Consider the following 24,454-nt stretch of genomic DNA (forward strand, 5'->3'; position numbering starts at 1 on the left):
CCTCGACGGCGTGACGGTGACTTATGTGATCGACGGCAACGAGATCGGCACCCTGGAGGACTTCTGGGACGTGGTCGGGCGGACGATCGGCGTCGACGGCTACTTCGGCCGCAACCTGGACGCCTTCGCCGACTGCCTGAGCGGCGGCTTCGGCACGCCCGACGACGGCGACTACGTCATCGAGTGGCGCAACCACGAGGTGTCCCGCCGCAAGCTCGGCCACCCGGAGACGGTCCGACAGCTGGAGCGGCGGCTCGCCAAGGTCCACCCCACCAACCGCGAGCGGGTCACGGCCGAGCTGGCCGCCGCCCGGGCGGGCAAGGGGCCCACGGTCTTCGACTGGCTGGTCGACGTCATCGAGGAGCGGCACCCGGGCGGCCTCCGCCTGGCGTAGTGCTCCGGCAGCTCACATCACGTCCGACAGCCGGACGAACCGCCGCCCCGCCGCCAGCAGCCCCGGCACCGCCGCCGCCATCCCGGGGGCGGTGCCACCGCCCGGGTGGTTCATGTGCCCGATGACGACCGCCCCGGGCGGCGCCGACGCCACCTCCTGCCGCACCTCCGAGGCAGGGAGCGTCGCCCCGCCGTCCCCGTTCACGCTGAACCCCACGACGTGTTCGCCCAGGTCGGCGACCACCCGGGCGGCGACGTCGTCGTAGTGCGCGGTGCCGGAGCGGAAGAACCTCGGCGGGTGCCCGAGCAGCCCGGTCAGCTTGTGGGCGTTGCCCACGACCTCGTCGTACACCTCGCCGACCCCACCGGTGCCGGCGATCCCGTACGCCGAACGGCCGGTCACCGAGAGCGGGCGGTGGACGGTGCCGTGGTTGCCGAGCTCGAACAGCGGGTCGGCGGCGAGCTGCCCGAAGACGTCCGGGTTGGCGTCGATCCAACGGGCGTTCAGGAACAGCGTGGCCGGGACCTTCCGCTCGCGCAGGAAGTCGATCAGATCGGCGTCGTAGCCGTTCCCCCCGGGGCCGCCGCAGGCGTCGAAGGTCAGCGCCATGGCACGCTCGCCCTCCGGCAGCTCGGTGACCACCCCGGAGACCCGCAGCCCCCACTCGCTCGGCGCCAGGGCCCCGTAGCGCTGGACCATCTCGGCCCGGCTCGGCTCCCGGGCCGCCGTGGGCGCGGCGGCGGAGGCCGTGGCCGACGGGGTGGCCGACGGACTCGCAGAGGCGCTGCCCGACGCCGAGGCAGACGCCGTGGCGGGCGCCGCCCCCGCAGCGGACACTGTCGGCGAGGCCGCCCCGCCGCCCTCCGCGCCCCGCCCCACCCGGCACCCCGCCAGCGTGCCCCCGGCCACCACCGCCGCCAGCAGCGTTCGCCGACTCAGTGCCACACCAGCCTCCCGACCGACCCGTCGCCACCTGTCCTACCGACCGACCACATAACTATGAACCGACCCGTTCGTCACTCCCCGCAACTCGCCCCACCCCCTCCCGGGCCCCCTTCACCGGCCCGCCCCACCCCGGTGGGCCCCGCCTCACCCCGGGTTCACCCCCCGGGGTAGGCGAGCCAGCGGACCCGCCCGCCCCAGCCCGGAGGCCCCGATGCCCACCGACCCGGCCGACCCAGCCGACCCGACACGGCCCACCGACTCCACGGACCCGGTGAACCCCGCCCGCCGCGACCTGCTCCGCACCGGCCTCGCCACCGGCGCCGCCACCGCCCTCGGCCTCGCCGCCACCGCTGCCACCGCCGGCTCCGCATCAGCAGCCCCGGCCCAGGGCCCGAACAACACCGACCGCACCCTCACCCTCACCGGCCACCTCCCCACCGGCGCCCCCGACTTCGTCTACCTCCCGGTCGAAGTCCCCGACGGCGTCCGCGAGATCGCCGTCTCCTACGGCTACGACAAGCCGCAGGTCCCCGCCGGCACCCCCGGCAACTCCTGCGACATCGGCATCTTCGACGCGCGCGGCACCGACCTCGGCGGGGACGGCTTCCGCGGCTGGTCCGGCGGCTTCCGCACCGAGTTCGCCCTCTCCCGTGGCGCCGCGACCCCCGGCTACCTCCCCGGCCCGATCGACCCCGGCACCTGGCACATCGCCCTCGGCCCGTACCAGGTCGCCCCGCAGGGCCTGGACTACCACGTCCAGGTCACCCTCCGGTTCGGCGAGCCGGGGCCGGAGTTCACCCCGCACTACCCGCCGGAGCGGGCCCGCGGCCGCGGCCGGTCCTGGTACCGGGGCGACTGCCACCTGCACACCGTGCACTCCGACGGGCGCCGCCTGCCCGAGGAGGTGGCCGCCGGTGCCCGCGCGGCCGGCCTGGACTTCATCGTCTCGACCGATCACAACGCCAGCTCCTCGCACGCCGTCTGGGGACCGCTGGCCGGCCCCGACCTGCTGATCATCGCCGGCGAGGAGATCACCACCCGCAACGGCCACTGGCTGGCCCTCGGTCTGGAGCCCGGCCGGTTCGTCGACTGGCGCTACCGCTCCCGCGACGAGGAGTACCCGCGCTTCGTCCGCCAGGTCCACCGCTCCGGCGGCCTGGTGGTGCCCGCGCACCCGTACTGCCCGTACGTCGGCTGCCAGTGGAAGTTCGGCTACGAGCAGGCCGACGCCGTCGAGGTGTGGAACGGCCCCTGGACGTACGACGACGAATCGGCCGTCGACACCTGGGACTCCCGGCTCGCCGTCGCCCTGCGCGGCGGCCGCTCCTGGCTGCCCGCGATGGGCAACAGCGACGCCCACAGTGACCCTCAGGTCATCGGCCTGCCGCACAACGTCGTCCTCGCCGAGGACCTCACCCGGGACGCCGTCCTCGACGGGCTGCGCGCCGGGCGCAGCTGGCTGGCCGAGTCCGCCGCCGTCAGGCTCGACCTCACCGCCACCGGAAACGGCCGTCAGGCGCTCATCGGTGAGGAGCTGACCGTCCCGGCGGACGCCCCGGTGGACGTCCGGCTCACCGTCTCCGGCGTGCCCGGCGGCACCGTCCGCCTGATCACCGACGAGGGGCAGATGCACCAGGAGTCGCTGCCCGCCGACGGCTCCGGCACCGTGGTGTGGCGCACCACCGCCTCGCTCGCCGCCTACGTCCGCGCCGAGGTGCGCCACCCGAGGGCCGACGGGACGTCCGGCAAGGGCAACTCGATGGGCGAGGAGCTCCCCTGGGGCCCGATGGCGGCCCTCACCAACCCGATCGTGCTGCGCACCGAGGACCGCTGAGAGCCGCCGCCGACCCAGCCGCGGACCAGGAGGGGGACGACTCGGGGCACCCGTTTGGACTAGGTTGATCCCCGAAACGCATCAGTCGTAGGGACGAGGCGGTCGGCTGTCCGCATCCGGGCCGACCGGCTCCTTCGCACTCCCACCGCCTCGCCCCGGCTACCCGACCGAACCCGACCGACCCCGTCCGTCCCCGGCCCGCGAAGGGATCAGCAGCTGTGAACCGTACGACCGTAGGTGGGCCGGAGCTCGGGGGCGGCCGGGGCGCCGGGGGCGTCCTCGTCCTCGTCGACCCCTCCGGGGCCGGGAACAGCCCGGTCGCGGGGCTGCTCGCCCAGGAGCTGCACCCGAGCGTCCACCTGCGGACGGATGACTTCCTCCAGGTCATCCGCAGCGGCCAGCTGCCGCCGAACCTCCCCGAGGCCGCCCGCCAGAACGCCACCGCCCTGGCCGCCGCCGCCCAGGCCGCCTTCGCCTACGCCACCGGCGGCTACCAGGTCGTCGTCGAGTGCCCCGAGGCTCCGACCTCCCTCGACACCTTCCGCCGCGAGAGCCGCACCACCGGCGCCGCCCTCCACTACGTCGTCCTCACCACCGCGGCCCCCACCACCCCGCACGAACTCGACACCACCCCCCTCACCCCCGACAGCACCACCAAGTCCATCCTCACCGCCCTCATCGCCCGCACCCACCTCCTCGGCTGGTGAACGGGCGTGGACCTACGCCCCCACCACGCCGTCGATGGCCTCGCGGAGGAAGTCGGCGTGTCCGTTGTGCCGGGCGTACTCGTGGATCAGGTGGAGCATCACCAGGCGCAGTGACACCTCGGCCTCCCAGCGGGGCTGGTAGCCGGTGACGTCGAGCGAGGGGGCGGCGAGTTCGATGCGGCGGGAGTGCTCGACCTCGGCCTGCCAGGCGGCGAAGGCCTCGGCGCGGGTGGCCCCGGCCGTGTCGTAGGCCACCTGGTAGTCGCCCTCGGACCAGACCAGCGGGATGTCCTCCCCGTTGATCACCCGGCGGAACCAGGTGCGCTCGACCTCGGCCAGGTGGCGCACCAGCCCGAGCAGGCTCAGCGTGGACGGCGGGCTGGAGCGCTCCCGCAGCTGTTCGTCGGTCAGGCCCTCGCACTTCATGGCGAGGGTCGCCCGGTGGAATTCCAGGAAACCGCGCAGCATCTCGCGCTCGCCGCCGGTCAGCGATGGTACGGGTCGGTTGTCGGTGCTCATGGGTCGCTGCTCCTCGCGATCGGCAATTCCCGGCGGACTGTAGCGAACGGAGGACCCGGCCGGACAGCGGGTTTCGGGGCCCAGGCAGCCCCTTGATCAACACATGACCCATCCTTGATCATCGCTTGGACGACACCGCTCGCACCCACACCCGGCCGCACATGCCCCAGCCGTCAACCCCGAACCGGTCTCGTCACGTATCGTGTTCGGACGGCCACCGGTTTGGGTACGTACCTCGGCGCGCCCGACCGCCGGGCGCCCACCGAGCAGGAGACCCTACGGCCCATGGACCACAACCACATCCCCCCGACGGTACGCCGGACGTACGGCGCCGACGATCTCAGTACCGCCCCCTCGTTCGCGGGCGGGTTCATCAACTTCGGTGACTGGCAGGGGATCGACCTCACCGCCCTCACCTCCGAGGACCGGGTGCGCAGCCAGGAGCAGCTGTACCGGCGGGTGCTGCGCGCCTTCCCGGAGCCGCGCGAGCAGCTGCGGCTGGCCGAGGTCGGCTGCGGACGCGGACTGGGCGCGGCGCTGGCGCTACGGGAGTTCCGCTTCGCCTCGGTGACCGGCGTGGACATCCACCCGGACCAGATCGAGCGCGCCCGCGCCGTCAACGCCCGCGCCCAGGCCACCTATCCGGACCGGCTCGCCTACACCATCGGCTCGGCGGACGAACTCCCGTTCCACGATGCCTCGCTGGACGGTGTCTACTCGGTCGAGGCCGCCCAGCACTTCCGCGAACTCACCGGCTTCGCCCGCGAGTCGGCCCGCGTCCTGCGTCCCGGCGGGAGACTGGTGGTCACCACCTTCTTCGCCGCCCCCGGGGACGAGATCACCGAGCGCCTCAAGATCCTGCTCGCCAGCTTCGCCGACGGCCTCGACATCGCCCACCGCCTCGACGGCTTCACCACCGACCTCAGCCGCGCCGGCTTCACCGACGTCACCACCGAGTCCATCGGCCCCGACGTCTGGCCAGGCCTCGACCGCTACCTCGCCGACACCGTCCCCACCGACCACTGGACCCGCAACTTCCTCCCCGCCTGGCGCCACGGACTCCTCGACTACCACCTCATCACCGCCACCCGAGCCGCCTGACCCATGATGCCGCTCTCCCGGTCGCGGCCGCCACGTGTCGGGGTGCCGCGCCATGCGGTCGCGTGCTCGACTCCGTCGGCGGGCGGCAGTGGCTGGTATGCCGTGATGATTGATGTATGTGCGTACAGGCGGATCACGGACCGGATGACGCCCGCCACCGGAGCGCGCGGTGAGGCTCCCCGGCCGCGGCGGGGCCGGCCGGCGCCGTGCGACGGAGCCGGGCGGGCCGGAGCTGCGGGTGCCCGCCCCGCCGGCATGGATACGCTGGCTGCCGACCATCTATGTCGCGGCCATCCTGGTGCTGGAACCGATCACTCCCGTGCAGTGGCCGGTGAGCTTCCTGCTGATCGCCCTGCCCGTCGTCGCCGCCTACGCCCACGGTCCCGCCTTCGTCGCCGCCATCACGGTCTTCGCCGTGATCTTCGAAGGCGTCCTGGCGGGCACTCCGTGCTGTGCGGGCCGCGACGTGGGTTATCTGTGGGAGCGCCACTACGTGGCCACCTACTTCTCCACGGCATTGGTCGGGGTGCTGGGCGCCCTTCTGGCCGCCCACCGAACGCGCCGGGAACGCACCCTGGCCACCGTACGCTCGGTGGCCGAGACGGCACAGCGCGTGCTGCTGCGTCCCGTCCCCCACCTCCTGGGCCGCATCGGCATCGAAACCCTGTACCTGTCGGCAGCTGCGGAGGCCCGGATCGGCGGCGACCTCTTCGAGGCGATGAGCACCGCGCACGGTGTGCGCCTGCTGATCGGCGACGTCCGGGGCAAGGGCCTGCTCGCGGTGGAGACGTCCGCGGCGATGCTGGCCGCCTTCCGCGAGGCCGCCTACGACGAGCCCGACTTACCCGCGATAGCGGCTAGATTGGAGCGGAGCATGAGCCGCCGAGCCGCCCAGCTCCCCGACAGCGAGGAACGCTTCATCACCACTGTGCTCGCCGAGATTCCCGGCGACGAGCCCGTGGTCCGCATCGTCAACTGCGGTCACCCCCCACCGCTGCTCATCGGCCAGGGCCGGGTCCGCGAGCTGGCCCCGGGGGATCCGTCACCGCCTCTCAACCTCGGTGTGCTGCTTGGCGGCGACTACCACGTCGACGTGGAGCCCTTCCGTCAAGGCGACCAACTGCTGCTGTACACGGACGGCGTGACCGAGACCCGCGACCGCGCCGGAGCCTTCTACCCGCTCACCCAGCGTGTCCGCGACTGGACCGCACTGCCGCCACGCGAGCTTTTGAATCGCCTGCACCAGGACCTGCTCGGGTACAGCGATGCCGCCGTCGACGACGACATCGCCATGCTTGTCGCGCAGCGGCTCCCCGACGAGGAGCAGCCGGGCCCACACACCGAACCCGGCCAGGACGAGTTGACCGACGACCGCACTGACGCGAACTGATCACCTGGGCTCCCGCCGGCTCCGCCCTCGCTACCTGCCCCAGATCGTCCGGTACGCCTGGCGGTAGCCCGACGGGTCCCAGGAGGTTGCTCCGCCGCTGTTGACGGCCGTGGAGATGTGGACCGGGGCGACGTAGCCGCTGGCGGGCTGGTGGGAGAAGGCGCGGTTGAACTCGTCGACGATCTGCCAGCCCTGCTCGGTGAGGGGCTCGGGAACGGTGGCGGCCTGGAACTGCCTGCCGTCGATGCGCTGGAAGGCCGAGGGGTCGCCGTCGCCCGCGCCGATGTTGTACGGGGCGGCGTCGCCGGGCCTGCCGGCCGCGCGCAGGGCGGGCGCGGCGTCGGCGAAGTACAGGTCGTTGATGGCGACGGAGTGCGTCCACTGGCCCTGGAAGCGGGCGAGGAGGGCGGAGACCTCCTGGGGGGTGCGGACGGTCGCGTCCGGGATGGGGATGTTCTCGGAGGCCAGAAGTCTCACGCCGGGGCAGGTGGCGAGTTCGTCCTTGATCAGTTGGGACTTGTTCTTGGCGAACGGGATCGAGTCGTCGGTGAAGACCACGACTCCGGCGTTGCCGTCGGACTCCGCGATGACCCAGTCCGCGCTGAGCCGCGCGACGTCCCCGACGCTGGTGGTGATGTTGCTGAAGAGCAGGGGGCTCCTGCTCGGCCCCGGGGCCGCGACCGCGTGCCAGCCGATGAGCGGGATGCGTGCCGCATCGGCCTGCGCAACCTGCTGCGAGGTCAGATCCGGGTCGAAGCCGCCGATGACGATGCCCGAGGGGGCGAGGCCGATGGCCTGGCCGAGCGCCGCCTGGGTGCCCGCGGGCGTGCCCTGTCCGTCGATCACCCGGACGCTCCAGCCGATGACCGTCGCGGCTTCGATGACGCCCCTGGCGACACCCGCGACGCCGGGGTTGGTCATGGTCTGGGCAACGTAGACGATGGTCCTGTCGGGAACCGCCCTGGGGCCGCTGGTGGGGCCGTTCCAGGGGGCGTCGACCTGCTCGGCCCGCTGGACGTCCGCCTTCGCCCTGGCGAGGGTGGCCGCCGGGCACCCGGCCCTTGACGGCCCTGCCACGGGAGCCCCGGTCCCGGTCGACAGGCCGCGCTGGCAGCCGTCCAGGGCGGCACCCGCCGTTGCCAGCATGACTGCTGCCAGCACAGTCGCGGCACCACGCTTCATGGCGTGTCCCGGGGGGCTGCCGCGTCCGTCGACGGCGGCGTGACCGAACCGCGGGTCCCGGCGCCACCGGCGCGCAGCCGACGGCGTGCGGAGTAGCCGACCAGGCCGACGGCGAGGAGCAGCGTCGCGCCGTTGAACAGCGGCACGGCCCAGAAGTCGGCGCCGAGCTGCCCGATACCGGCTAGACCGATGGCGAGGATGGCGACGGCGACCACGGTGCCCAGGGTGTTGGCGCGTCCGGGTTTGATCGCGGTGGAGCCGAGCAGCGCGCCGACGAACGCGGGCAACAGGTACTCCAGGCCGACGCTCGGGTTGCCGATCTGCTGCTGCGCGGCGAGCAGGACCCCCGCGAAGCCGACGACCAGGCCCGATCCGGCGAAGGCGTAGACGCTGTAGCGGCGGATGGGGATTCCGACGAGTTCGGCGGCGCGCGGGTTGGAGCCGATGACGTACAGGTACCGGCCGAGCGGCAGCCGCTCCTGGAGCAGCCACAGGACGGCCGCGAGCGCGAGCACGTAGAAGGCGGACACCGGCAGTCCGAGGAATGTGGAGTCGTACAGGTCGGTGAAGGCGACCGGCAGACCGCCGGTACCGGGGAGGACCCGGGCGCCACCTGTGATCCAGCCGGTGAAGGCGTACAGGATGCTGCCGGTCCCGAGCGTGGCGATGAAGGAGTCGATCCGCCCGAACTCGACGGTGACGCCGTTGAGCGCCCCGAAGGCCGCTCCGCCCAGGATCACGGCCAGGCAGGCGAGCGGCCAGGGCCAGTTGCCGTCCACGATGAGCCGCAGCACCGCGACGTGCGCGAGGCCGAGGCCGTAGCCGATGGACAGGTCGAAGTTGCCGGTGGCGATGGGGATCGTCGCGCCGAGCGCGAGGATGGCGGGGATCGACTGGTTGGACAGGATCGAGGAGACGTTGTCGAGGGTGGGGAAGGTGTTCGGCAGCGCGACGGAGAAGATCAGGAACAGCAGGGCGGCAAGGGCCGGCAGGCCGTAGCCGCCGATCAGGTGCCCGCGCCGGCGGCCCCGCGGGGATCGGCGGAAGGGGGGCGCGGTCATCGGCCCGTCGCACGCCAGTTGCCGTCACCGTCGGTGACGGGAGGCATGGCCGAGGCGGCGGAGGTGAGTTCGGTGACGATGAGGGCCGCACCGGCCAGCTCGGCGGTCACGGTCCCGCGGACGAACACCAGGGCACGGTGGCACACGGTGGCGACCTCCTCGAAGTCGGTGGAGATGAGCAGGACCGCGAGGCCGTCGGCCAGCGCCTGGTCGAGCAGGCGGTAGAGCTCGTCCTTGGCGCCGACGTCGACGCTGGCGGTCGGCTCTTCGAGGATCAACAGCCGCCGGTGCGCCCGGAGCCACCGGCCGACCATGACCTTCTGCTGGTTCCCGCCGGACAGCGTGGCGATCGGCGCCTCGCTGTCGCGGGGGTGCACCGAGAACCGCTCGATCAGGGCGGCGGCCTGGGCCCGCTCGCGCCGGGGGCTGATCCAGTGCGGCCCCGACCGGCTGCCCACCCGGGGGTTCGCCAGAAAGTTCTCACGAACCGTCAGTTCGGCGGCGCAGCCCTCCTCCTGACGATTGCCGGTGACCAGGCCGACGCCGGAGTCGACGGCACGGGCCACCGTGTGCGGGGCGTACGGCCGGCCGTCGAGCAGGGCCCGCCCGCCGAGGATCGGACGGGATCCGGCGAGGGCGCGGCCCAGGTCGAGGTGGCCGGCGCCGGTGAGGCCCACCATGCCGAGGATCTCGCCGGCACGCAGCTTCAGGCTGACCGGCCCGGCATCCGTGGTCCGCACCGCGTCGAGGCTCAGCACCACCGGGCCCTCGGCAGGGGCGAGGGGGGCGGCCCGGTGGCCGACCGGTTCGCGGCCCACGATGTCGTGGACCAGGCGCCGGCGGCTGTGGCCGGCGAGCGGGCCGGAGCTGACCAGATGGCCGTCGCGCAGGACGGCGAAGGTGTCGGCGACCTGGTAGACCTCGTCGAGCCGGTGGGTGACGTAGACGATGCCGTGCCCTCGGTCGCGCAGGGTGCGAAGTACGGCGAAGAGCCGGGCGCAGTCCGCGGCGGGGAGGCTGGCGGTCGGCTCGTCCAGGACGATGAGCTCCGCCCGCGTCGCCAGCGCGCGGGCGATGGCGACCAGCGAGCGCTCGGCGGGGGCGAGGTCCGCGATTCGCGCGTCGGCGTCGAGGTGCCCGGCGATCGGGGCGAGGGCTTCGACGCAGCGCTCCCGGGTGCGCTGCCAGGAGACCAGCCCGTGACGGCGCGGGTAGCCGGCGACCAGGGCGATGTTCTCGGCGACCGTCATCCACTCGACGAGACCGAGATCCTGGTGGATGAAGGCCATACGACGAGCGGCGGCCTCGGTGCCGAGCGGGTGCCCGGCCACCGTCACCTCGCCCTGGTCCGCGTGGTGGATCCCGGCGAGTGTCTGGATGAGGGTGGACTTGCCGGCGCCGTTCGGACCGAGCAGGGCCAGGACGCTGCCGCGATGGATGTCGAGGTCGATCCCGGCCAGCGCGGGAGTGCCGCCGAACCGTTTGCCGAGACCGCGGATGCGGACGAGTGGGCCGCGGCGCGGGGGTGGGCCCGCCAGGGGGTCGGGGGTGTCGTGCATGGATCACCGTTCCTACCAGCTCAGCTCGGCCGCCGTGGTGTTGACACGCCACGGTGGCCGTTGATGTCCGGAGGGCGGGTGATGTCCGGAGGGCGGGTCATTCGATTTCGGGAATGTCGGCGAACTGGTTCTCGAAGAAGTGGCTCTCGAAGAGGTCGGGGATGCCGTCGGACGCCTCCAGGGCGCATTCGGCCCAGATGACCTTGCCCCGGGCCGTGTAGCGGGTGCCCCAGGCCTGGGTGAGCTGGGCGACGAGGAACAGGCCGCGGCCGCCCTCGTCGGTGGTGGCCGCGTGGCGCAGGTGGGGGGCGGTGCTGCTGCCGTCGGAGACCTCGCAGATCAGGGCGCGGTCGTGGATCAGACGGACCTGGATGGGCTCGGTGCCGTAGCGGATGGCGTTGGTGACCAGCTCGCTGAGCAGCAGTTCGGTGACGAAGGCGACCCCGTCCAGCCCCCAGTCGCTCAGACGGCGGGCGGCAGCGGCGCGGATGTCGCCGACGCGGGCCGGGTCGGCGGGCAGGTCCCAGGTGGCGATCCGGCCGGGGTCGAGGGCGTGGGTGCGGGCGACGAGCAGCGTGACGTCGTCGGCCGGGTGCTCGGGTACCACGGCCTCCACGACGGTGCGGCAGATGTCCTCGGGTGAACGGTTCGGGTGGGCCAGGGCGGTGCGCAGGCGGTCGAGGGCCGCGTCGGGGTCGCGGCGGTGGTCTTCGAGGAGTCCGTCGGAGTAGAGGACCAGCTGGCTGCCTTCGGGAAGGTGCAGCTCGGCGGTTTCGAACGGCAGGCCGCCCAGGCCGAGCGGGGGCCCGGCGGGGAGGTCGGGGACGGTGACCGTGCCGTCCGGCCGGACCACCGCGGGTGGCGGGTGGCCGGCGCGGGCCAGCGTGCAGCGCTGCGAGGTCGGGTCGTAGACGGCGTACAGGCAGGACGCGCCGATGATGCCGTCATTGCCGGTGGCGGGCTCCGTGCCGTCCTCGTCCCGGTCCAGGCGCCCCACGAGGTTGTCCAGGTGGGTGAGGAGCTCGTCGGGGGCGAGGTCCAGTTCGGCGAAGTTGTGCACGGCGGTGCGCAGGCGGCCCATGGTGGCGGCCGCGTGCAGTCCGTGGCCGACGACATCGCCGACGACCAGGGCGACCCGGGCACCGGAGAGGGGGATGACGTCGAACCAGTCCCCGCGCACCCCGGACTCGGCGGGCAGATAGCGGTGGGCGACCTCGATGGCGCTCTGCTCGGGCAGGCCGCGCGGGAGCAGGCTGTGCTGTAGGGCCAGGACCATGGCGTGTTCGCGGGTGTAGCGGCGGGCGTTGTCGATGCAGATGGCGGCGCGGGTGGCCAGCTCCTGGGCCAGCGAGCGGTCGTCGTCCCCGTAGGGGGCGGGGTTCCGGGCGCGGTAGAAGCCGGCGATGCCCAGCACGACGCCGCGGGCCAGCAGCGGGACGGCGATGAGGGAGTGGACGTCGTGCGCGAAGAGGCGCTCGGCACCCTCGGGGTCCTGCGAGATCCAGTCGGCGGCCCTGCGCAGATCGGGTTCCAGCACCGCCTGCCCGCTGGCCAGGCAGCGGCGATGGGGCGTGGTGAGGCCGAGGTCGATCCGTTCACCGACCGGGGAGAAGGGGCAGTCGGTGCGGATGCCGTGGACCACCGTGCGGTGCAGCTCGCTGCCGGGGTCGGTGGGCTCCTCGCCGCGCAGGACGGTCTCGGGAAGGTCGATGGTGACGTAGTCGGCCAGCCGCGGGACGGCCGTCTCGGCGAGCTCCCAGGCCGTGCGGGTCACGTCCAGGGTGGTGCCGATGCGGGTGCTGGCCTCGGACAGCAGCTCCAGGCGGCGGCGGGCCGCGACGGCGTACTGTCCCACACCCGGCTCGCCCAGCAACAGCAGCCTGGTGGCCGCGTCGGGCGCGGGGGCGGACGGCACCCTGGCCCCGCGATCCGATGCGGCACCCACGGGGTGCCGGAGCGGTGGGCAGGCGGTGGTCGTGGTGGGCGTCGGGAGGGCGGCCGGCCGATCGGCCTGGTCGGGGGCGGCGAGCCGGGGCAGCGAGTCGCCGTGCAGGACCGCCTCGATGACGAATCCCTCCACCCCGGACGGGCTGGCCACCGGGCGGCTCAGCAGGGTGACCCGCCGGCCCCGGGAAAGGGTCACCTCCACTGCGGCGCGGCGGGCCGAGGAGATCAGTTCGGTGGCCATCTGTTCGAGCAGTACCTGGTCGTGCCGGTCCAGCCCGCTTCGGGGCAGCTCGTCCAGACCGACCGGGCGCCCGTCCCCGGCCGCCTGGTCGGCCTGGGCGCGGCGCCTGGAATCGAGGTACGCGCGCAGCAGGGTGCGCTCTCGCGCCGAGCTCTGCGCCAGCAGGCGCCGCTCGATGGCGGTGGCGGCCTTGCGGATCAGGTCCGCCATCTGCGGGTCCGCGTAGGCGGGCGGATAACCGAAGCAGAGGACGCCCTCGATCCGTCCGCTCAGGGGGTCACGGACGGGAATCGCCGTACAGGCGTTGGACTGGCCGCGCTCGGCGAAGTGCTCGGCTCCGGAGACCTGGATGAGCCGCCGTTCCGTGAGCGCCAGCCCGATGCCGTTGGTCCCGCCGTACTGCTCGGCGAACACGAAGCCCGGGGTGCTCTGGTTCGCGGGCAGCTGCCCGACCATGGACGCATCGCCGAAACGGCGCTGCAGCACCGCCCCGTCCCCGTCGGTCAGGGCCACGTTCATCCGGCTGCCGGCGAACCTGGATGCCAGCCGGTCCAGCACGGGCCTGGCCGCGCGGACCAGCCGGCCGTCCAGATCGATGTCCGGCCGGTACGGGAGCTCGGACCCGCCCGGGGAGATCCCCATCGACTGGCAGCGTTGCCAGGAGTTCAGGATCAGACTCCGCACGCCGCCCTCGACCGGTTCACCGAGCATGAACCGCTCACGAGCCCGTACGGGACCGATCCCCGCCTCATCCCAAGCTGCCATGGCCGCCACAGCGCTCACATTTCCACGGAGCTGCACCCTTCGATGCAATATTAGGACTTTGCCCGTTCTGCCGTGCTTGTCAGCAGATCGCGCACACTCCCCGAGCACGATGGCGGTATTGCGACCGTCACCGCATCATCGGCAGAGCGGGGGACGGGTTGAGGAGTGCCATGACCAGTGTCAACGGGCCGGCGATGACCCGCGACGAGTTCGACGCGCTCTTCCGGCAGCTGCGCCGCGACCATCTCCCCGGGCCGGTCGAAGGAAGCCGACGGGTGGCAGCCGCCGGACTCGTACGCACGGGTGAGGTCGTCGCCATGGGGCGGCCGTGGGACAGCGTGCCGGGGCCCGACAACCGCAGGCCGGCACTGCACCAGATGACGGAACTGGCGGACGTCACGGCCCCCGAGCCGACCGTGCACCGGGACTTCATCGCCTCCGACTACCACGGCAAGGCGCAGACGCACCTGGACGCGCTCTGCCACATCGCGTACGGCGGACTGCTCTTCGCGGGAGTGCGGGCGCGGGAGGTGTTCTCCTCGCAAGGTGCCGTCTACGGCGCGGTGACCGACCTGCTGCCCGGGCTGGTGGGGCGAGGAGTCCTGCTGGACGTGCCACGCCTGCGTGGCACGTCCTGGCTGGAGCCGGGAGAGGCGATCTGCGGCCCGGAGCTGCTGGTCTGCGCCGAGGACCAGGGCAGCCCGCTCCGCCCCCAGGACATCCTCCTGGTCCGCACGGGCCACCTCGCCCGACGGCGGCGGCTGGGCGCGTGGGACCCGGACGACCTCAGCGCGGGACTGCATCCCGGCGCCATGCGCGTACTGAGCGAGTCACAGGCCTCGGCACTGGGCAGCGACGGCGACAGCGACGTGCGCCCGAGCCCTGTCGACGGCGTCCACTCGCCGGTCCACGTGCTGGCCATCACCGCCCTGGGCCTGCCGCTGATCGACAACCTGGACCTGGAACCGCTGGCCGAGGCGTGCGCGCGCACCTCACGCTGGGAGTTCCTGCTCGTCGCCGCGCCCCTGAACATCCCCCACGGCACCGGCTCCCCGGTCAACCCGCTCGCGGTCTTCTGAGCGCTCGCGGTCCTCTCGGCAAGGCCGGGAGCCGGCCGCGCTCCGGGCGCTGTCACCGGCACGTGTCGCATACCGTGAAGTATCCGCACCTCGCAAGGCCTCTTCCGGGTCGAGATCCATCCGATCTGCGCGGGCGGCGACACCGGAGCGGCTACGGTCGTAGGTCGGTTACCACGCATTGCACCTGCACTCGCCGACGCCCAGGAGCACAGTGGGGACATGGAACTCGGAGAACGCGCGGCCCGCCACCAGCAGCGCGGGCAACGGAGCTGGGCGCTGCTGCTGATCCCGGTCGCCCTCATCGTGGCGATCACCCTGGTCGATCTCCAGTCCCCCACCAGCATCCACCTCGGCCCGCTCCTGGTAATCGCCCCCGCCCTCACCCCCTCGTTCGCCGGCCTCCGCCCGACCGCCCTCGTCGGAGCCCTGGCCATCGCCGCCCAGGTCCTCATCGCCTTCTTCCACGGCGGCATCGCCACCAGCAACCACATCGCGCAGATCGTCGCGCTGACCGTCCTGTGCGTCCTGATCGTCATGTTCACCGCCATCCGCGAACACCGGGCCAGACAGCTCGCCCGCGCCCAGTCAGTCGCCGAAGCCGCCCAGCGCGCCCTGCTGCGGCCGCTGCCCGAACAGATCGGGCCGCTTCAGATCGCCACGATGTACCTCGCCGCCGAAAAGGAGACCCAGATCGGCGGCGACCTCTACACCGCCACCCGCACTGCGGGCGGAACCCGCATGGTCATCGGAGACGTCCGGGGCAAGGGCCTGGCCGCTGTCGGCGAGTCGGCCCTGCTGGTCAGCGCCTTCCGCCTCATCGCCGCGCAGCACGACACCCTGGCGGACCTGGCGTCCACGCTCGACCACAACGTGGGGCGCTACCTCACCGACTTCGCCCAGGAGAGCGGCGACATCGTCGAGCACTTCATCACCGCGATTCTCCTCGACCTGCCCGACGACGAGCCCGTCGCCCGCATGACCAACTGCGGACACCCGCCGCCCCTCCTGCTGCGCGACGGCCGCGCACTGCCCGTCGACTCCGTGCCGGCCGCTCCGCCCCTCGGTGTGCACGACCTCGGCGACGGCGGCTACCCGAGCGACAACTTCCCGTTCGAAAGAGGCGACACCCTGTTGCTCTATACCGACGGGGTCACCGAGGCACGCGACGACGCCGGCGAGTTCTACCCGCTCGCCGGTCGCGCCGCCCACTGGACCAGATGCTCCCCCGAGGCGCTCGTCAACCACATCCGCCGCGACCTCCTCGCTCACGTCGGCCACCGCCTCAACGACGACGCCGCCGTCATCGCCATCCGACGCACCGAACCCACCGCCGCCCACCCCGCCGAGCACGGTCGAAACCCGCCCCCTCTGCGAGAGTGATCCAACGCCGAGTCGGTTCCGGAGGCTGTACGCGGCTGAGATCCGGCCGACGAGCGCGCCCGCGCCGTCAACGCCCGCGCCCAGGCCACCTGTCCGGACCTGCTCGCGCGCTGCCCGGCGCGGGGTGCCCCTCCTTCGACGAGGGACCCTCAGCCGACGGCCGCCGCAGTCGACGGCGCCCCCGTCGCAGCCCCCGCCGACGCCTCCAGCGCCGCGAGCCGCCGCAGGCTCGCCCGGCGCTGCACCGCGGCCAGGCCGGTGGACGCCGCGCCGAGCGCCAGCCAGCCGACCGGGCCGGCCACCATCACCACGCCGGTCAGCAGCATCGGCCCCACCGACTTCTGCACCGACTGGGACATCCCCGCCACCCCCAGGTAGGAGGCCCTGGCACGCGGCGGCGCCAGGCTGACCGCCAGCTCCCAGGAGCTCACCGAGCGCATCAGCTCAGCGAGCGTGACCAGCGCCGCGGCGGCCAGCAGGGCGAGCGAGGCGGTCAACGGCCCGCCGCCGGTGGAGAGCGCGATCAGCCCGCAGCTCGCGAGCAGGGTCACCCCGTACCAGCCGACCGCCGTGGTCGCCCCGCGCGGGTTCTCGGCCCAGGCGGAGACGCGCAGTTGCAGCACCACCACCAGCACGGTGTTGAGGGTCAGGAAGGCCGGGACGACGGCGTGCGGCGCATCGGTGTGGTGGATCAGCCACAGCGGCAGACCGACGTTGAGGACCGAGTCGTCCAGGCACATCGGCAGGTCCAGCAGGACGAACAGCAGGTAGCCGCGGTCGCGCCAGGGGCTCGGTACGGCCTCGGGCCCAGCGCCGGAAGCCTCCGGGGAGGGCGCCTTAGCCTCCACCACCAGGCTGCGGCCGGCCGGCTCCGCCGTGCGCCGGATCAGCGCGGCCGCCAGCAGGTACGAGAGCGCGTTGGCCACGATCAGCGCCCGGTAGGCGGTCGTGCTCCCCACCGCCAGGCCGATCGCCGCGAAGCCCGTACCGACGGCGTACCCGCCGTTGGCCACGCTGCGGAACAGCGCCTGGTACGTGGCGCGCCGCTCGCCGGCGACCCGGGTGGCGAACAGCATCTCCAGGGTCTTGGCCCCGCGCTCGGCCAGGCAGGTCAGGGCGACCGACAGCAGCAGCGCGGCGAAGTGGTCGACCACCAGCAGCAGGCCCATGGTGGCCACCCGCAGCAGGTGGCAGCCGATCAGCAGTCCGCGCACCGGCAGTCGCTCGGCCGCGCGCCCGGCCAGCGGCGACCCGACGATCCCCGCCACGGCGCCCACCCCGAGCAGCAGCCCGAGCCGTCCGGCGTCCATCCCGCACACGTAGGTGAAGTACAGCACCGAGGCCGCCGCCCACACCCCGCTGCCGGTCCGGTCCACGCCCTGTGCGAGCAGCATGATCCGCGCGTCCCGCCCACCCGGCGGCCGCCGCAGCTGCGCCCACAGTCCGTTCCCCCGCATGACAGGCCCTCGTTTCGCGTCCGCCGTCAATCTCGACATCAAGATACTTCATGTCGAGATAACTACGGAACCCCGGATTTCCTCAGTCGAGGACCCCACCGAACCCGCCACGAAACCCCATCGAGATTTCACCCGGCAACGCTGTCGAAATGAGAGAGTCCCTGCCTGACACAGGGTGTTGTTACCATCAGCCGAAGGTCACGAACGACAGGGCAGGGCGGGACAGGACAGAGCAAGGACAGAGCAGGACAGAACGGCGCGGTCGGGTCGGCATGCGGCAGGCGGGGGTCGGGCGCAATGATTCGGATTCTGTTGGCTGAGGACATGCGCATCCTGCGCGGCGCCCTGGTCGCACTCCTCACCCTGGAGGAGGACCTTGAGGTGGTCGCCGAGGTCGCGAACGGCAGCGACATCCTCACGGCGGCACTGGAGCACCGACCGGACGTCGCCGTCATCGACGTCAACCTGCCGGGCCTGGACGGGATCACCGCGGCCAGCCAGGTGCACGCGCGCCTGCCCGGCTGCCGGACGCTGATCCTCACCGCCCTCGACCAGCCGGGGATGCTCCACCGGGCGATGGGCGCCGGGATCCACGGCTACCTGCTCAAGGACGCACCGCCCGCCGAACTCACCGCCGCCATCCGGACGGTGGCCGGCGGGCGCCGGGTGATCGACCCCCAGCTGACGGCCGCCCTGTGGGATCGCGGCCAGAACCCGCTGACGCCCCGTGAGACCGACGTGCTGACCCGCGCATCGGCGGGCGAGGAGGCCGTGGAGATCGCCGGGCAGCTCCACCTGTCCGTCGGCACCGTGCGGAACTACCTCACCACCGCCGTGGTCAAGCTCAGTGCGCGAAATCGGCTGGACGCGGTTCGAATCGCTCGGGACAACGGCTGGATACCGTGACCGACCGCCCCGGCTCGACCGGGCAGTCCGCCACCACGTGGAACCAGCCGTCCGAGTCGACGATCGACGTCAGGCTGCCGCCGATCCGCTCCACCCGCTGCGTCAGGTTGTCGAGGCCGCCGCGGCGCCGCCGCCCCCGGGCCCGCTTCGCGACCACCCCGTCGTTGGAGAGGGTGAGCCGGATCCGCCCGCCCCGCCCGCGGATCGAGATCCGGCAGTGCCGCACCTCGCTGTGCCGAAGCAGGTTCGTCACCCCCTCGCGCAGCACGGTCGCCAGGACGGTGTTGACCTCGGCCGAGCCGACCTCCACCAGCGGCTCCACCACGGTCGTGACCCCGGCGGCCGTCAACACCCCGTGTACGGAGTCGAGTTCGTCGGCGAGCCGCATGTCCCGGTAGCCCCAGGCCACCCCGCGGACGTCCGCGAGGGCCTGCCGGGTGATGGCAAGGGCCTCGGACAGCTCGACCCTGGCCCGCTCGTCGTTGCGGCCCATCAGCCGGTACGTCAGCTCGTTCTTGAGCATGATCGCCGAGAGGCTGTAGCCGAGCAGGTCGTGCAGGTCCCGGGCAACCCGAAGGCGCTCGCCCTCGACGGCCAGCCGGGTCACCTCGGCGCGGACCCGGTGCAGTTCGGCGACCAGCTCGGCGACCCTGGTCAGCCCGTACACGATCAGGCCGATCACCACCGTCGACATGGTGAGCCAGGCGACGCCGAGCGCGTCGCCCGAGAGCAGGGCCGCCACGAGGCCGGTGAAGGCCGTCTCCAGCCCGAACAGCACCCAGGCCACCCGGGGCTTGAGCAGCAGCAGCGTCGAACCGGCCAGGAACCCCGCCATCCCGCCCCAGTTGAGGCCGCCGAACACCAGCGGAAGGAACGTCAGCGCGGACTGAACGGCGAGCGACAGCCGGCCGTAGCGGTCGCGGAACGGCTGGCTCGCGGGCAGGCAGTGCAGGACCTGCAGGACGAACACCCCGGCGAAGGCGGTCAAGGCGCCCACGAGGCGGGCCGGAGTCGGGTGTTCGGCAAGGAGGTTGAGGACCATCATGAAGCCGATGCCGCACTGGACACCGAAGACCAGGCGGACGGCGAGTCGGGACGGAAGTTTCTCATCGGGCAGGCGTGACATCCGGTACTCCCCCGTACGGCGGACCATGTCGCGGACTCTGCACCGACTCTATGCCGGAGGGGCGGTCGCTGTCCGTAGGCCACCGTCCGGCTGTTCGAGCCGAACTCCACCCACGGCGTGGATGGTTTGACGTCACCGGCCCCTTGCCTTCCGACACCCCAGGAGAGTCCCGTGACGACATCCGACCGCGCCCTGACCACCGAACGCGAGCTCGCCGGCCGGCTGGAGGAGGTGGCCGACGGCGTCTTCGCCTACGTCCAGCCCGACGGCGGCTGGTGCCTGAGCAACGCCGGACTGGTCGTCTCGGACGGCCGGTCGGCACTGGTCGACACCGCCGCGACCGAGGCCCGGACCCGCCGGTTGCGCGCGGCTGTCGCCACGGTGGCCCCGGAGATGCCGAGGTACCTGGTCAACACCCACTTCCACGGCGACCACGCGTTCGGCAACTTCGTCTTCCCCGAGGCCGTGGTGGTCGGACACGAACGCACCCGGACCGAGATGACGGCCGCCGGCCTGCACCTGACCACGCTGTGGCCGGAAGTCTGCTGGGGCGACGTCGAGTTGGCCCCTCCCACGCTCACCTACCGGGACGGGGTGACCCTGCACGTCGGCGGCACCGTGGTCGAGGTGATCCACCCCGGCCCGGCGCACACCAGCAACGACTCGGTGGTCTGGCTGCCCGAGCAGCGGGTGCTGTTCACCGGGGACGTGGTGATGTCCGGGGTCACCCCGTTCTGCATGATGGGCTCGGTGTCCGGATCGATCGAGGTGGTCCGGCGGCTCCGCGCGCTAGGCGCCCGGACGGTGGTGGCCGGCCACGGCCCGGTGGCCGGCCCCGAGGTGTTCGACGTGACGGAACGCTACCTGCGGTGGGTCCAGCGGCTGGCGGCGGACGCCCTGGCCGCCGGGCTCACCCCGCTGGAGGCCGCCCGGGACTGCGAGCTCGGCGAGTTCGCCGCCCTGCTCGACTCCGAACGGCTGGTCCCCAACCTGCGGCGCGCGTACGCCGAACTGCGCGGGGCGCAGCCCGGTGCCGCGCTGGACGTCGGCGCGCTGTTCGCCGAGATGGTCACCTTTCACGGGCGGCTGCCGACCTGCCGGGCGTGAGGCCGCCACGCCTCGAAGGCGCCCCGGTGGTACAGGACGGGCGAGCGCGGCAGCGTCTCGGCCCCGTCCACCCGGGCCACGAAGATCCAGTGGTCGCCCGCCTCCAGGCTCTGCACCACCACGCACTCCGCGTAGGCGAGCACCGCGTCCACCAGCACGGGCGCACCGCCGGCGTGGGCCGACGGCCGCCACCGCTGGCCGGCGAACTTCCGCTCCGCCCGGCCGGCGAAGGTCCGGGCGACGTCCTGCGCGCCGTCGGCCAGTACGTTGAGCACGAACGCCCCCGAGGTGTGCAGGGCGTCCAGGGTCTGCGAGCGCCGGTCCACGCACACCAGCAGCAGCGGCGGGTCGACCGACACCGCGGACACCGCGTTGCAGGTCAGGCCGCGCGGCTCGCCGTCCGCGTCGATCGCCGTGACGATGGAGACCATCGTCGGGAAGGCGCCGAACAGCTCGCGAAAGCGTCCCCCGTCCACAGCCATGCACGCTCACCCCAGTCCCACTCGGTCGAGTCTTCCGGTCCGCTGATCCGGTCCACCGAAAGGCTGTTCACCGGAGCTGGACCGCCGGTGGACCGGCGCTGGAGGCGGCCGGTCCGGCGGGCCCCACCCATGACGACCGCACATGCCGCATGACGTCATCACACCGGAATGCGTGACGGCGTCACTGGGCCCGCCCCCGCCCGGATGACATGCTCAACCGCAGGACGGAAAACCAACCTTGAAGGGGGATCCCATCGTGGATATCGAGGTGCTGGGTCAGTTCTCCATCCGCGAGCACGGCAGGTCCATGGTCCCGAGCGCCGGCAAGCCCCGGCAGGTCCTGGCGCTGCTGGCGCTGCGCGCCGGCCGCATCGTCCCCGTGCCGACGCTGATGGAGGAGGTCTGGGGGCACCACATCCCGCGCAGTGCGGCCACCACGCTGCAGACGTACATCCTGCAGCTGCGCCGGAAGATCACGGCGGCCCTGCCGGCCTCCGCCCACCGGTCGGCGAAGGAGGTCCTGGTCACCTGCTTCGGCGGCTACCAGCTCGCGGTCCGCCCGGACAGCTGCGACCTGGCCGAGTTCGAGCGGCTGGCCGCGCTGGGCAACACCGAGCTGGACGGGGGCGACCCGCGGGTCGCCTCGGTCCAACTCGGCCGGGCACTGGCGCTGTGGCGGGGGCCCGCGCTGGTGGACGTGCCGATCGGGCGGGTGCTGGAGACGGAGGTCCTCGGCATGGAGGAGACCCGGATGCAGGTGCTGGAGAAGCGGATCGAGGCCGATCTCCTGCTCGGCCGCCACCAGATGCTGCTCGGCGAGCTGCGCATGCTCGTCGCGCAGCACCCGATGAACGAGAACCTCTGCGCGCTGCTCATGACGGCGCTGTACCGCTCGGGCAGCCCGTGGCGGGCGCTGGACGCCTTCCGGGCGCTGCGGCGGACGCTGATCGACGAGCTCGGCGTGGAGCCTTCGGGCCGCCTGCAGCGGCTGCACCAGGCCGTGCTCGCCGGTGATCCGGCGCTGGAGGCCCGCGAGCCGGCCGAGCCGGCCCGGCTGGCATCCTGACCGGCAGCACTCCGCCCCGCTGGACGTGGTCCAGCGGGGCGGAGGTCCGTCGGGGCGTGGCCGGGCCCGTGCTCAGCTCAGCTGGTCGTGGGTGACCAGCCGCGAGCGCAGCAGGACGCCGTCCCCGGACGCCTCCAGCACGTCGTGCACGACGCAGCTCGGCGCGATCACCGGCACGCCACCGGGCCGGACGGTCACCACCAGCGCGTACACCGTCGAGCGGATCGAGCCGTCCGCCTGCTCTTCGAGTGCGATGTGGTTGAACCAGTGCCGGCGCTGCACCGGGTCGTCCGCGAACCGCTCGTGGAAGCGGACCAGTTCGGCGACGATCCCGGCGCGGCCGACGGCGGGCTCGGCCCCCGGTGAATGCTGGAACGTGCCGTCCTCGGTGAAGGTCGCGGCGTAGTCCTCGAACCGGCCGCCGTCCAGCGCCTGCATCTGGTGCGCGTAGAAGTGCTGGACCTGCGAGTAGAGCTCGGTGCGTACGGAGGTGACGGTCATCGGCAGTCCTTCGCGGAGGAGGGGCGGGATGCCCGCCCACCGTGCCCTCCCCGCCTCGAAGGGGGCTTGAGAACCCCGGCCGGGCGCCTCCAGCCGCCGTCCAGCCCGCCTCTAGCGCCGGTCGGCACGCTCACTGCCGCACGCAACCCACAGGCTGATCGGACGCAGTGGAGGCAGCATGACGAACGCAACACGGCCGGTGGCGCTGGTCACCGGGGCGACCAGCGGGATCGGCCTGGAGGTCGCGACCCGGCTCGCCCGGCTCGGCGCGAGCGTCTTCATCTGCGCCCGCCGGTCCGCCGAACTCGACACCACCGTCAAGGAGTTGCGCGAGCAGGGCCTCGACGTCGACGGCACCGTCTGCGACGTCGCCCGGCCCGAGCAGATCCACGCCTACGTCCGCGCCGCCGTCGACCGGTTCGGCCCGGTCGACATCCTGGTCAACAACGCCGGCCGCAGCGGCGGCGGCGCCACCGCCGAGATCCCGGACGAGCTGTGGATCGACGTCATCAACACCAACCTCAACAGCGTCTTCATGATGACCAAGACGGTGCTCAACACCGGCGGCATGCTCGCCAAGGAGCGTGGACGGATCATCAACATCGCGTCCACCGGCGGGAAGCAGGGCGTGGTGCACGCCGCTCCGTACTCGGCCTCCAAGCACGGCGTGGTCGGCTTCACCAAGGCGCTCGGGCTGGAGCTGGCCCGCACCGGGATCACCGTCAACGCCGTCTGCCCCGGCTTCGTCGAGACGCCGATGGCCGAGCGGGTGCGCGAGCACTACGGCGCCATCTGGCAGGTGGGCCCCCAGGAGGTGCACGAGCGGATCACCACCCGGGTGCCGCTCGGCCGGTACGTGGAGGTCCGCGAGGTCGCCGCGATGGTCGAGTACCTGGTGAGCGACGACGCGGCCGCCGTGACCGCGCAGGCGCTCAACGTCTGCGGCGGGCTGGGGAACTACTGATGGCCGCCGTCAAGGTGGCACTGGTCACCGGCTCCTCCTCCGGCATCGGCGAGGCGGTGGCCCGGCGCCTCGCCGATGCCGGGTACCGCGTGGTGGTCAACTCGGCCCGTTCGGTCGAGCAGGGCGAGAAGGTCGCCGCCGGCCTGCCGGACGCGCACTACGTCCGGGCCGACATCTCGGTCGAGGCCGAGGCCCAGCGGCTGGTCGCCGACGCCGTGGCGCACTACGGGCGGCTCGACCTGCTGGTGAACAACGCCGGGTTCACCCGGCCCGTCCCGCACGCCGACCTGGCCGGCGCGGACCCCGAGCTGTGGCGCGTCATCCTGGGCCTGAACGTGATCGGCACCTGGCAGACCACGGTCGCCGCGATGCCCCACCTGACGGACACCGGCGCCGGCGCGGTCGTCAACATCTCCTCCGTCGCCGGCAGCCGCCCGGCCGGCAGCTCGATCCCGTACGCGGTCAGCAAGGCCGCGATCGAGCACATGACGCGGCTGCTGGCGAACACCGTCGGCCCGCGGGTCCGGGTCAACGCGGTGGCGCCCGGGCTGATCGAGACCCCGTGGACCAGCGGGAAGGACTTCTTCGCGCCGATCGCGGCGAAGGTCCGGGAGAGCACGCCGCTGCGCCGGACGGGCCTGCCCGAGGACGTCGCCGAGGCCGTGCTGAACCTGGCCGAGGCCGCGTACACGACCGGCCAGGTGCTGCTCGTGGACGGCGGCGCCCACCTGATCTGAGGAG

The 24,454-nt window shown here is 72.8% G+C and carries 22 protein-coding genes; 12 read left to right on the top strand and 10 right to left on the bottom strand.

Features of this window, described 5'->3' with window-relative positions:
• Positions 1–10 precede the first annotated feature (10 nt).
• Positions 11–394, top strand: coding sequence for a barstar family protein (locus ACIG5E_RS25590; RefSeq protein ID WP_396537036.1), 384 nt, complete (start codon positions 11–13; stop codon positions 392–394).
• A gap of 12 nt (positions 395–406) precedes the next feature.
• Here the strand turns inward: ACIG5E_RS25590 and ACIG5E_RS25595 are convergent, their stop codons facing one another.
• Complete coding sequence (locus ACIG5E_RS25595; protein WP_396537038.1) at positions 407–1,339, bottom strand: polysaccharide deacetylase family protein; 933 nt, start codon at positions 1,337–1,339, stop codon at positions 407–409.
• A 211-nt stretch (positions 1,340–1,550) separates the two neighbouring features.
• Between ACIG5E_RS25595 and ACIG5E_RS25600 the strand changes: the two genes are divergently transcribed.
• The gene (locus ACIG5E_RS25600) at positions 1,551–3,173 is read left to right on the top strand and encodes a CehA/McbA family metallohydrolase (protein WP_396537040.1); all 1,623 of its coding nucleotides are present in this window, start codon (positions 1,551–1,553) and stop codon (positions 3,171–3,173) included.
• A gap of 218 nt (positions 3,174–3,391) precedes the next feature.
• Positions 3,392–3,880 (top strand): hypothetical protein, encoded by a 489-nt coding sequence (locus ACIG5E_RS25605; RefSeq protein ID WP_396537042.1) that lies wholly within the window; start codon positions 3,392–3,394, stop codon positions 3,878–3,880.
• A gap of 12 nt (positions 3,881–3,892) precedes the next feature.
• Here the strand turns inward: ACIG5E_RS25605 and ACIG5E_RS25610 are convergent, their stop codons facing one another.
• On the bottom strand, positions 3,893–4,399 hold the full coding sequence (locus tag ACIG5E_RS25610) for a DinB family protein (RefSeq protein WP_396537044.1): 507 nt from the start codon (positions 4,397–4,399) through the stop codon (positions 3,893–3,895).
• Between the two features lie 285 nt (positions 4,400–4,684).
• Here ACIG5E_RS25610 and ACIG5E_RS25615 point away from each other — a divergent pair, with 285 nt between their 5' ends.
• Together ACIG5E_RS25615 and ACIG5E_RS25620 are read left to right on the top strand one after the other, a co-directional pair.
• Complete coding sequence (locus tag ACIG5E_RS25615) at positions 4,685–5,500, top strand: class I SAM-dependent methyltransferase (RefSeq protein WP_396537046.1); 816 nt, start codon at positions 4,685–4,687, stop codon at positions 5,498–5,500.
• A 169-nt stretch (positions 5,501–5,669) separates the two neighbouring features.
• Positions 5,670–6,890 (top strand): PP2C family protein-serine/threonine phosphatase, encoded by a 1,221-nt coding sequence (locus ACIG5E_RS25620; RefSeq protein WP_396537048.1) that lies wholly within the window; start codon positions 5,670–5,672, stop codon positions 6,888–6,890.
• Between the two features lie 30 nt (positions 6,891–6,920).
• Here ACIG5E_RS25620 and ACIG5E_RS25625 read toward each other — a convergent pair whose 3' ends face one another.
• The 4 genes from ACIG5E_RS25625 to ACIG5E_RS25640 all read right to left on the bottom strand — a co-directional run bounded on the left by ACIG5E_RS25625 (position 6,921) and on the right by ACIG5E_RS25640 (position 13,591).
• A complete protein-coding gene (locus tag ACIG5E_RS25625) occupies positions 6,921–8,072 on the bottom strand; it encodes a substrate-binding domain-containing protein (RefSeq protein ID WP_396537050.1) in 1,152 nt (383 codons plus the stop codon).
• Positions 8,069–9,133 carry an ABC transporter permease gene (locus ACIG5E_RS25630; protein ID WP_396537052.1) on the bottom strand — a complete coding sequence of 355 codons (1,065 nt, stop codon included), beginning with the start codon at positions 9,131–9,133 and terminating at the stop codon, positions 8,069–8,071. Before ACIG5E_RS25630 ends, ACIG5E_RS25625 begins: the two co-directional genes overlap by 4 nt.
• Positions 9,130–10,692, bottom strand: coding sequence for a sugar ABC transporter ATP-binding protein (locus ACIG5E_RS25635; RefSeq protein WP_396537054.1), 1,563 nt, complete (start codon positions 10,690–10,692; stop codon positions 9,130–9,132). The genes ACIG5E_RS25630 and ACIG5E_RS25635 overlap by 4 nt, the downstream gene beginning before the upstream one ends.
• A gap of 97 nt (positions 10,693–10,789) precedes the next feature.
• Positions 10,790–13,591: a SpoIIE family protein phosphatase gene (locus ACIG5E_RS25640; protein WP_396537056.1), complete on the bottom strand. Its 2,802-nt coding sequence runs from the start codon at positions 13,589–13,591 to the stop codon at positions 10,790–10,792.
• Positions 13,592–13,815: 224 nt separating this feature from the next.
• Here ACIG5E_RS25640 and ACIG5E_RS25645 point away from each other — a divergent pair, with 224 nt between their 5' ends.
• Positions 13,816–14,724 carry a cyclase family protein gene (locus tag ACIG5E_RS25645; RefSeq protein ID WP_396537058.1) on the top strand — a complete coding sequence of 303 codons (909 nt, stop codon included), beginning with the start codon at positions 13,816–13,818 and terminating at the stop codon, positions 14,722–14,724.
• A gap of 219 nt (positions 14,725–14,943) precedes the next feature.
• A complete protein-coding gene (locus tag ACIG5E_RS25650) occupies positions 14,944–16,104 on the top strand; it encodes a PP2C family protein-serine/threonine phosphatase (protein ID WP_396537060.1) in 1,161 nt (386 codons plus the stop codon).
• A gap of 149 nt (positions 16,105–16,253) precedes the next feature.
• Here ACIG5E_RS25650 and ACIG5E_RS25655 read toward each other — a convergent pair whose 3' ends face one another.
• Positions 16,254–17,561, bottom strand: coding sequence for an MFS transporter (locus ACIG5E_RS25655; RefSeq protein ID WP_396537062.1), 1,308 nt, complete (start codon positions 17,559–17,561; stop codon positions 16,254–16,256).
• Positions 17,562–17,858: 297 nt separating this feature from the next.
• Here ACIG5E_RS25655 and ACIG5E_RS25660 point away from each other — a divergent pair, with 297 nt between their 5' ends.
• On the top strand, positions 17,859–18,467 hold the full coding sequence (locus tag ACIG5E_RS25660) for a DNA-binding response regulator (RefSeq protein ID WP_396537064.1): 609 nt from the start codon (positions 17,859–17,861) through the stop codon (positions 18,465–18,467).
• Here the strand turns inward: ACIG5E_RS25660 and ACIG5E_RS25665 are convergent.
• A complete protein-coding gene (locus ACIG5E_RS25665) occupies positions 18,406–19,620 on the bottom strand; it encodes a sensor histidine kinase (RefSeq protein WP_396537066.1) in 1,215 nt (404 codons plus the stop codon). The genes ACIG5E_RS25660 and ACIG5E_RS25665 overlap by 62 nt on opposite strands.
• Before the next feature lie 144 nt (positions 19,621–19,764).
• On the opposite strand from ACIG5E_RS25665, the gene ACIG5E_RS25670 reads away from it, so the two are divergent.
• Positions 19,765–20,700, top strand: coding sequence for an MBL fold metallo-hydrolase (locus ACIG5E_RS25670; protein ID WP_396537068.1), 936 nt, complete (start codon positions 19,765–19,767; stop codon positions 20,698–20,700).
• Here ACIG5E_RS25670 and ACIG5E_RS25675 read toward each other — a convergent pair.
• On the bottom strand, positions 20,670–21,182 hold the full coding sequence (locus tag ACIG5E_RS25675; RefSeq protein ID WP_396537070.1) for a flavin reductase family protein: 513 nt from the start codon (positions 21,180–21,182) through the stop codon (positions 20,670–20,672). The two genes, ACIG5E_RS25670 and ACIG5E_RS25675, sit on opposite strands and share 31 nt — an antisense overlap.
• Before the next feature lie 256 nt (positions 21,183–21,438).
• On the opposite strand from ACIG5E_RS25675, the gene ACIG5E_RS25680 reads away from it, so the two are divergent.
• On the top strand, positions 21,439–22,248 hold the full coding sequence (locus tag ACIG5E_RS25680; RefSeq protein WP_396537072.1) for a BTAD domain-containing putative transcriptional regulator: 810 nt from the start codon (positions 21,439–21,441) through the stop codon (positions 22,246–22,248).
• Positions 22,249–22,320: 72 nt separating this feature from the next.
• On the opposite strand, the gene ACIG5E_RS25685 is transcribed toward ACIG5E_RS25680, so the two are convergent.
• The gene (locus tag ACIG5E_RS25685) at positions 22,321–22,749 is read right to left on the bottom strand and encodes a nuclear transport factor 2 family protein (protein WP_396537074.1); all 429 of its coding nucleotides are present in this window, start codon (positions 22,747–22,749) and stop codon (positions 22,321–22,323) included.
• Between the two features lie 178 nt (positions 22,750–22,927).
• Between ACIG5E_RS25685 and ACIG5E_RS25690 the strand changes: the two genes are divergently transcribed.
• Positions 22,928–23,713, top strand: coding sequence for an SDR family NAD(P)-dependent oxidoreductase (locus tag ACIG5E_RS25690; protein WP_396537076.1), 786 nt, complete (start codon positions 22,928–22,930; stop codon positions 23,711–23,713).
• Positions 23,713–24,450 carry an SDR family NAD(P)-dependent oxidoreductase gene (locus tag ACIG5E_RS25695; protein ID WP_396537078.1) on the top strand — a complete coding sequence of 246 codons (738 nt, stop codon included), beginning with the start codon at positions 23,713–23,715 and terminating at the stop codon, positions 24,448–24,450. The genes ACIG5E_RS25690 and ACIG5E_RS25695 overlap by 1 nt, the downstream gene beginning before the upstream one ends.
• Positions 24,451–24,454 lie beyond the last annotated feature (4 nt).

This window comes from Kitasatospora sp. NPDC053057, assembly GCF_044546945.1.
Classification (GTDB): Bacteria; Actinomycetota; Actinomycetes; order Streptomycetales; family Streptomycetaceae; genus Kitasatospora.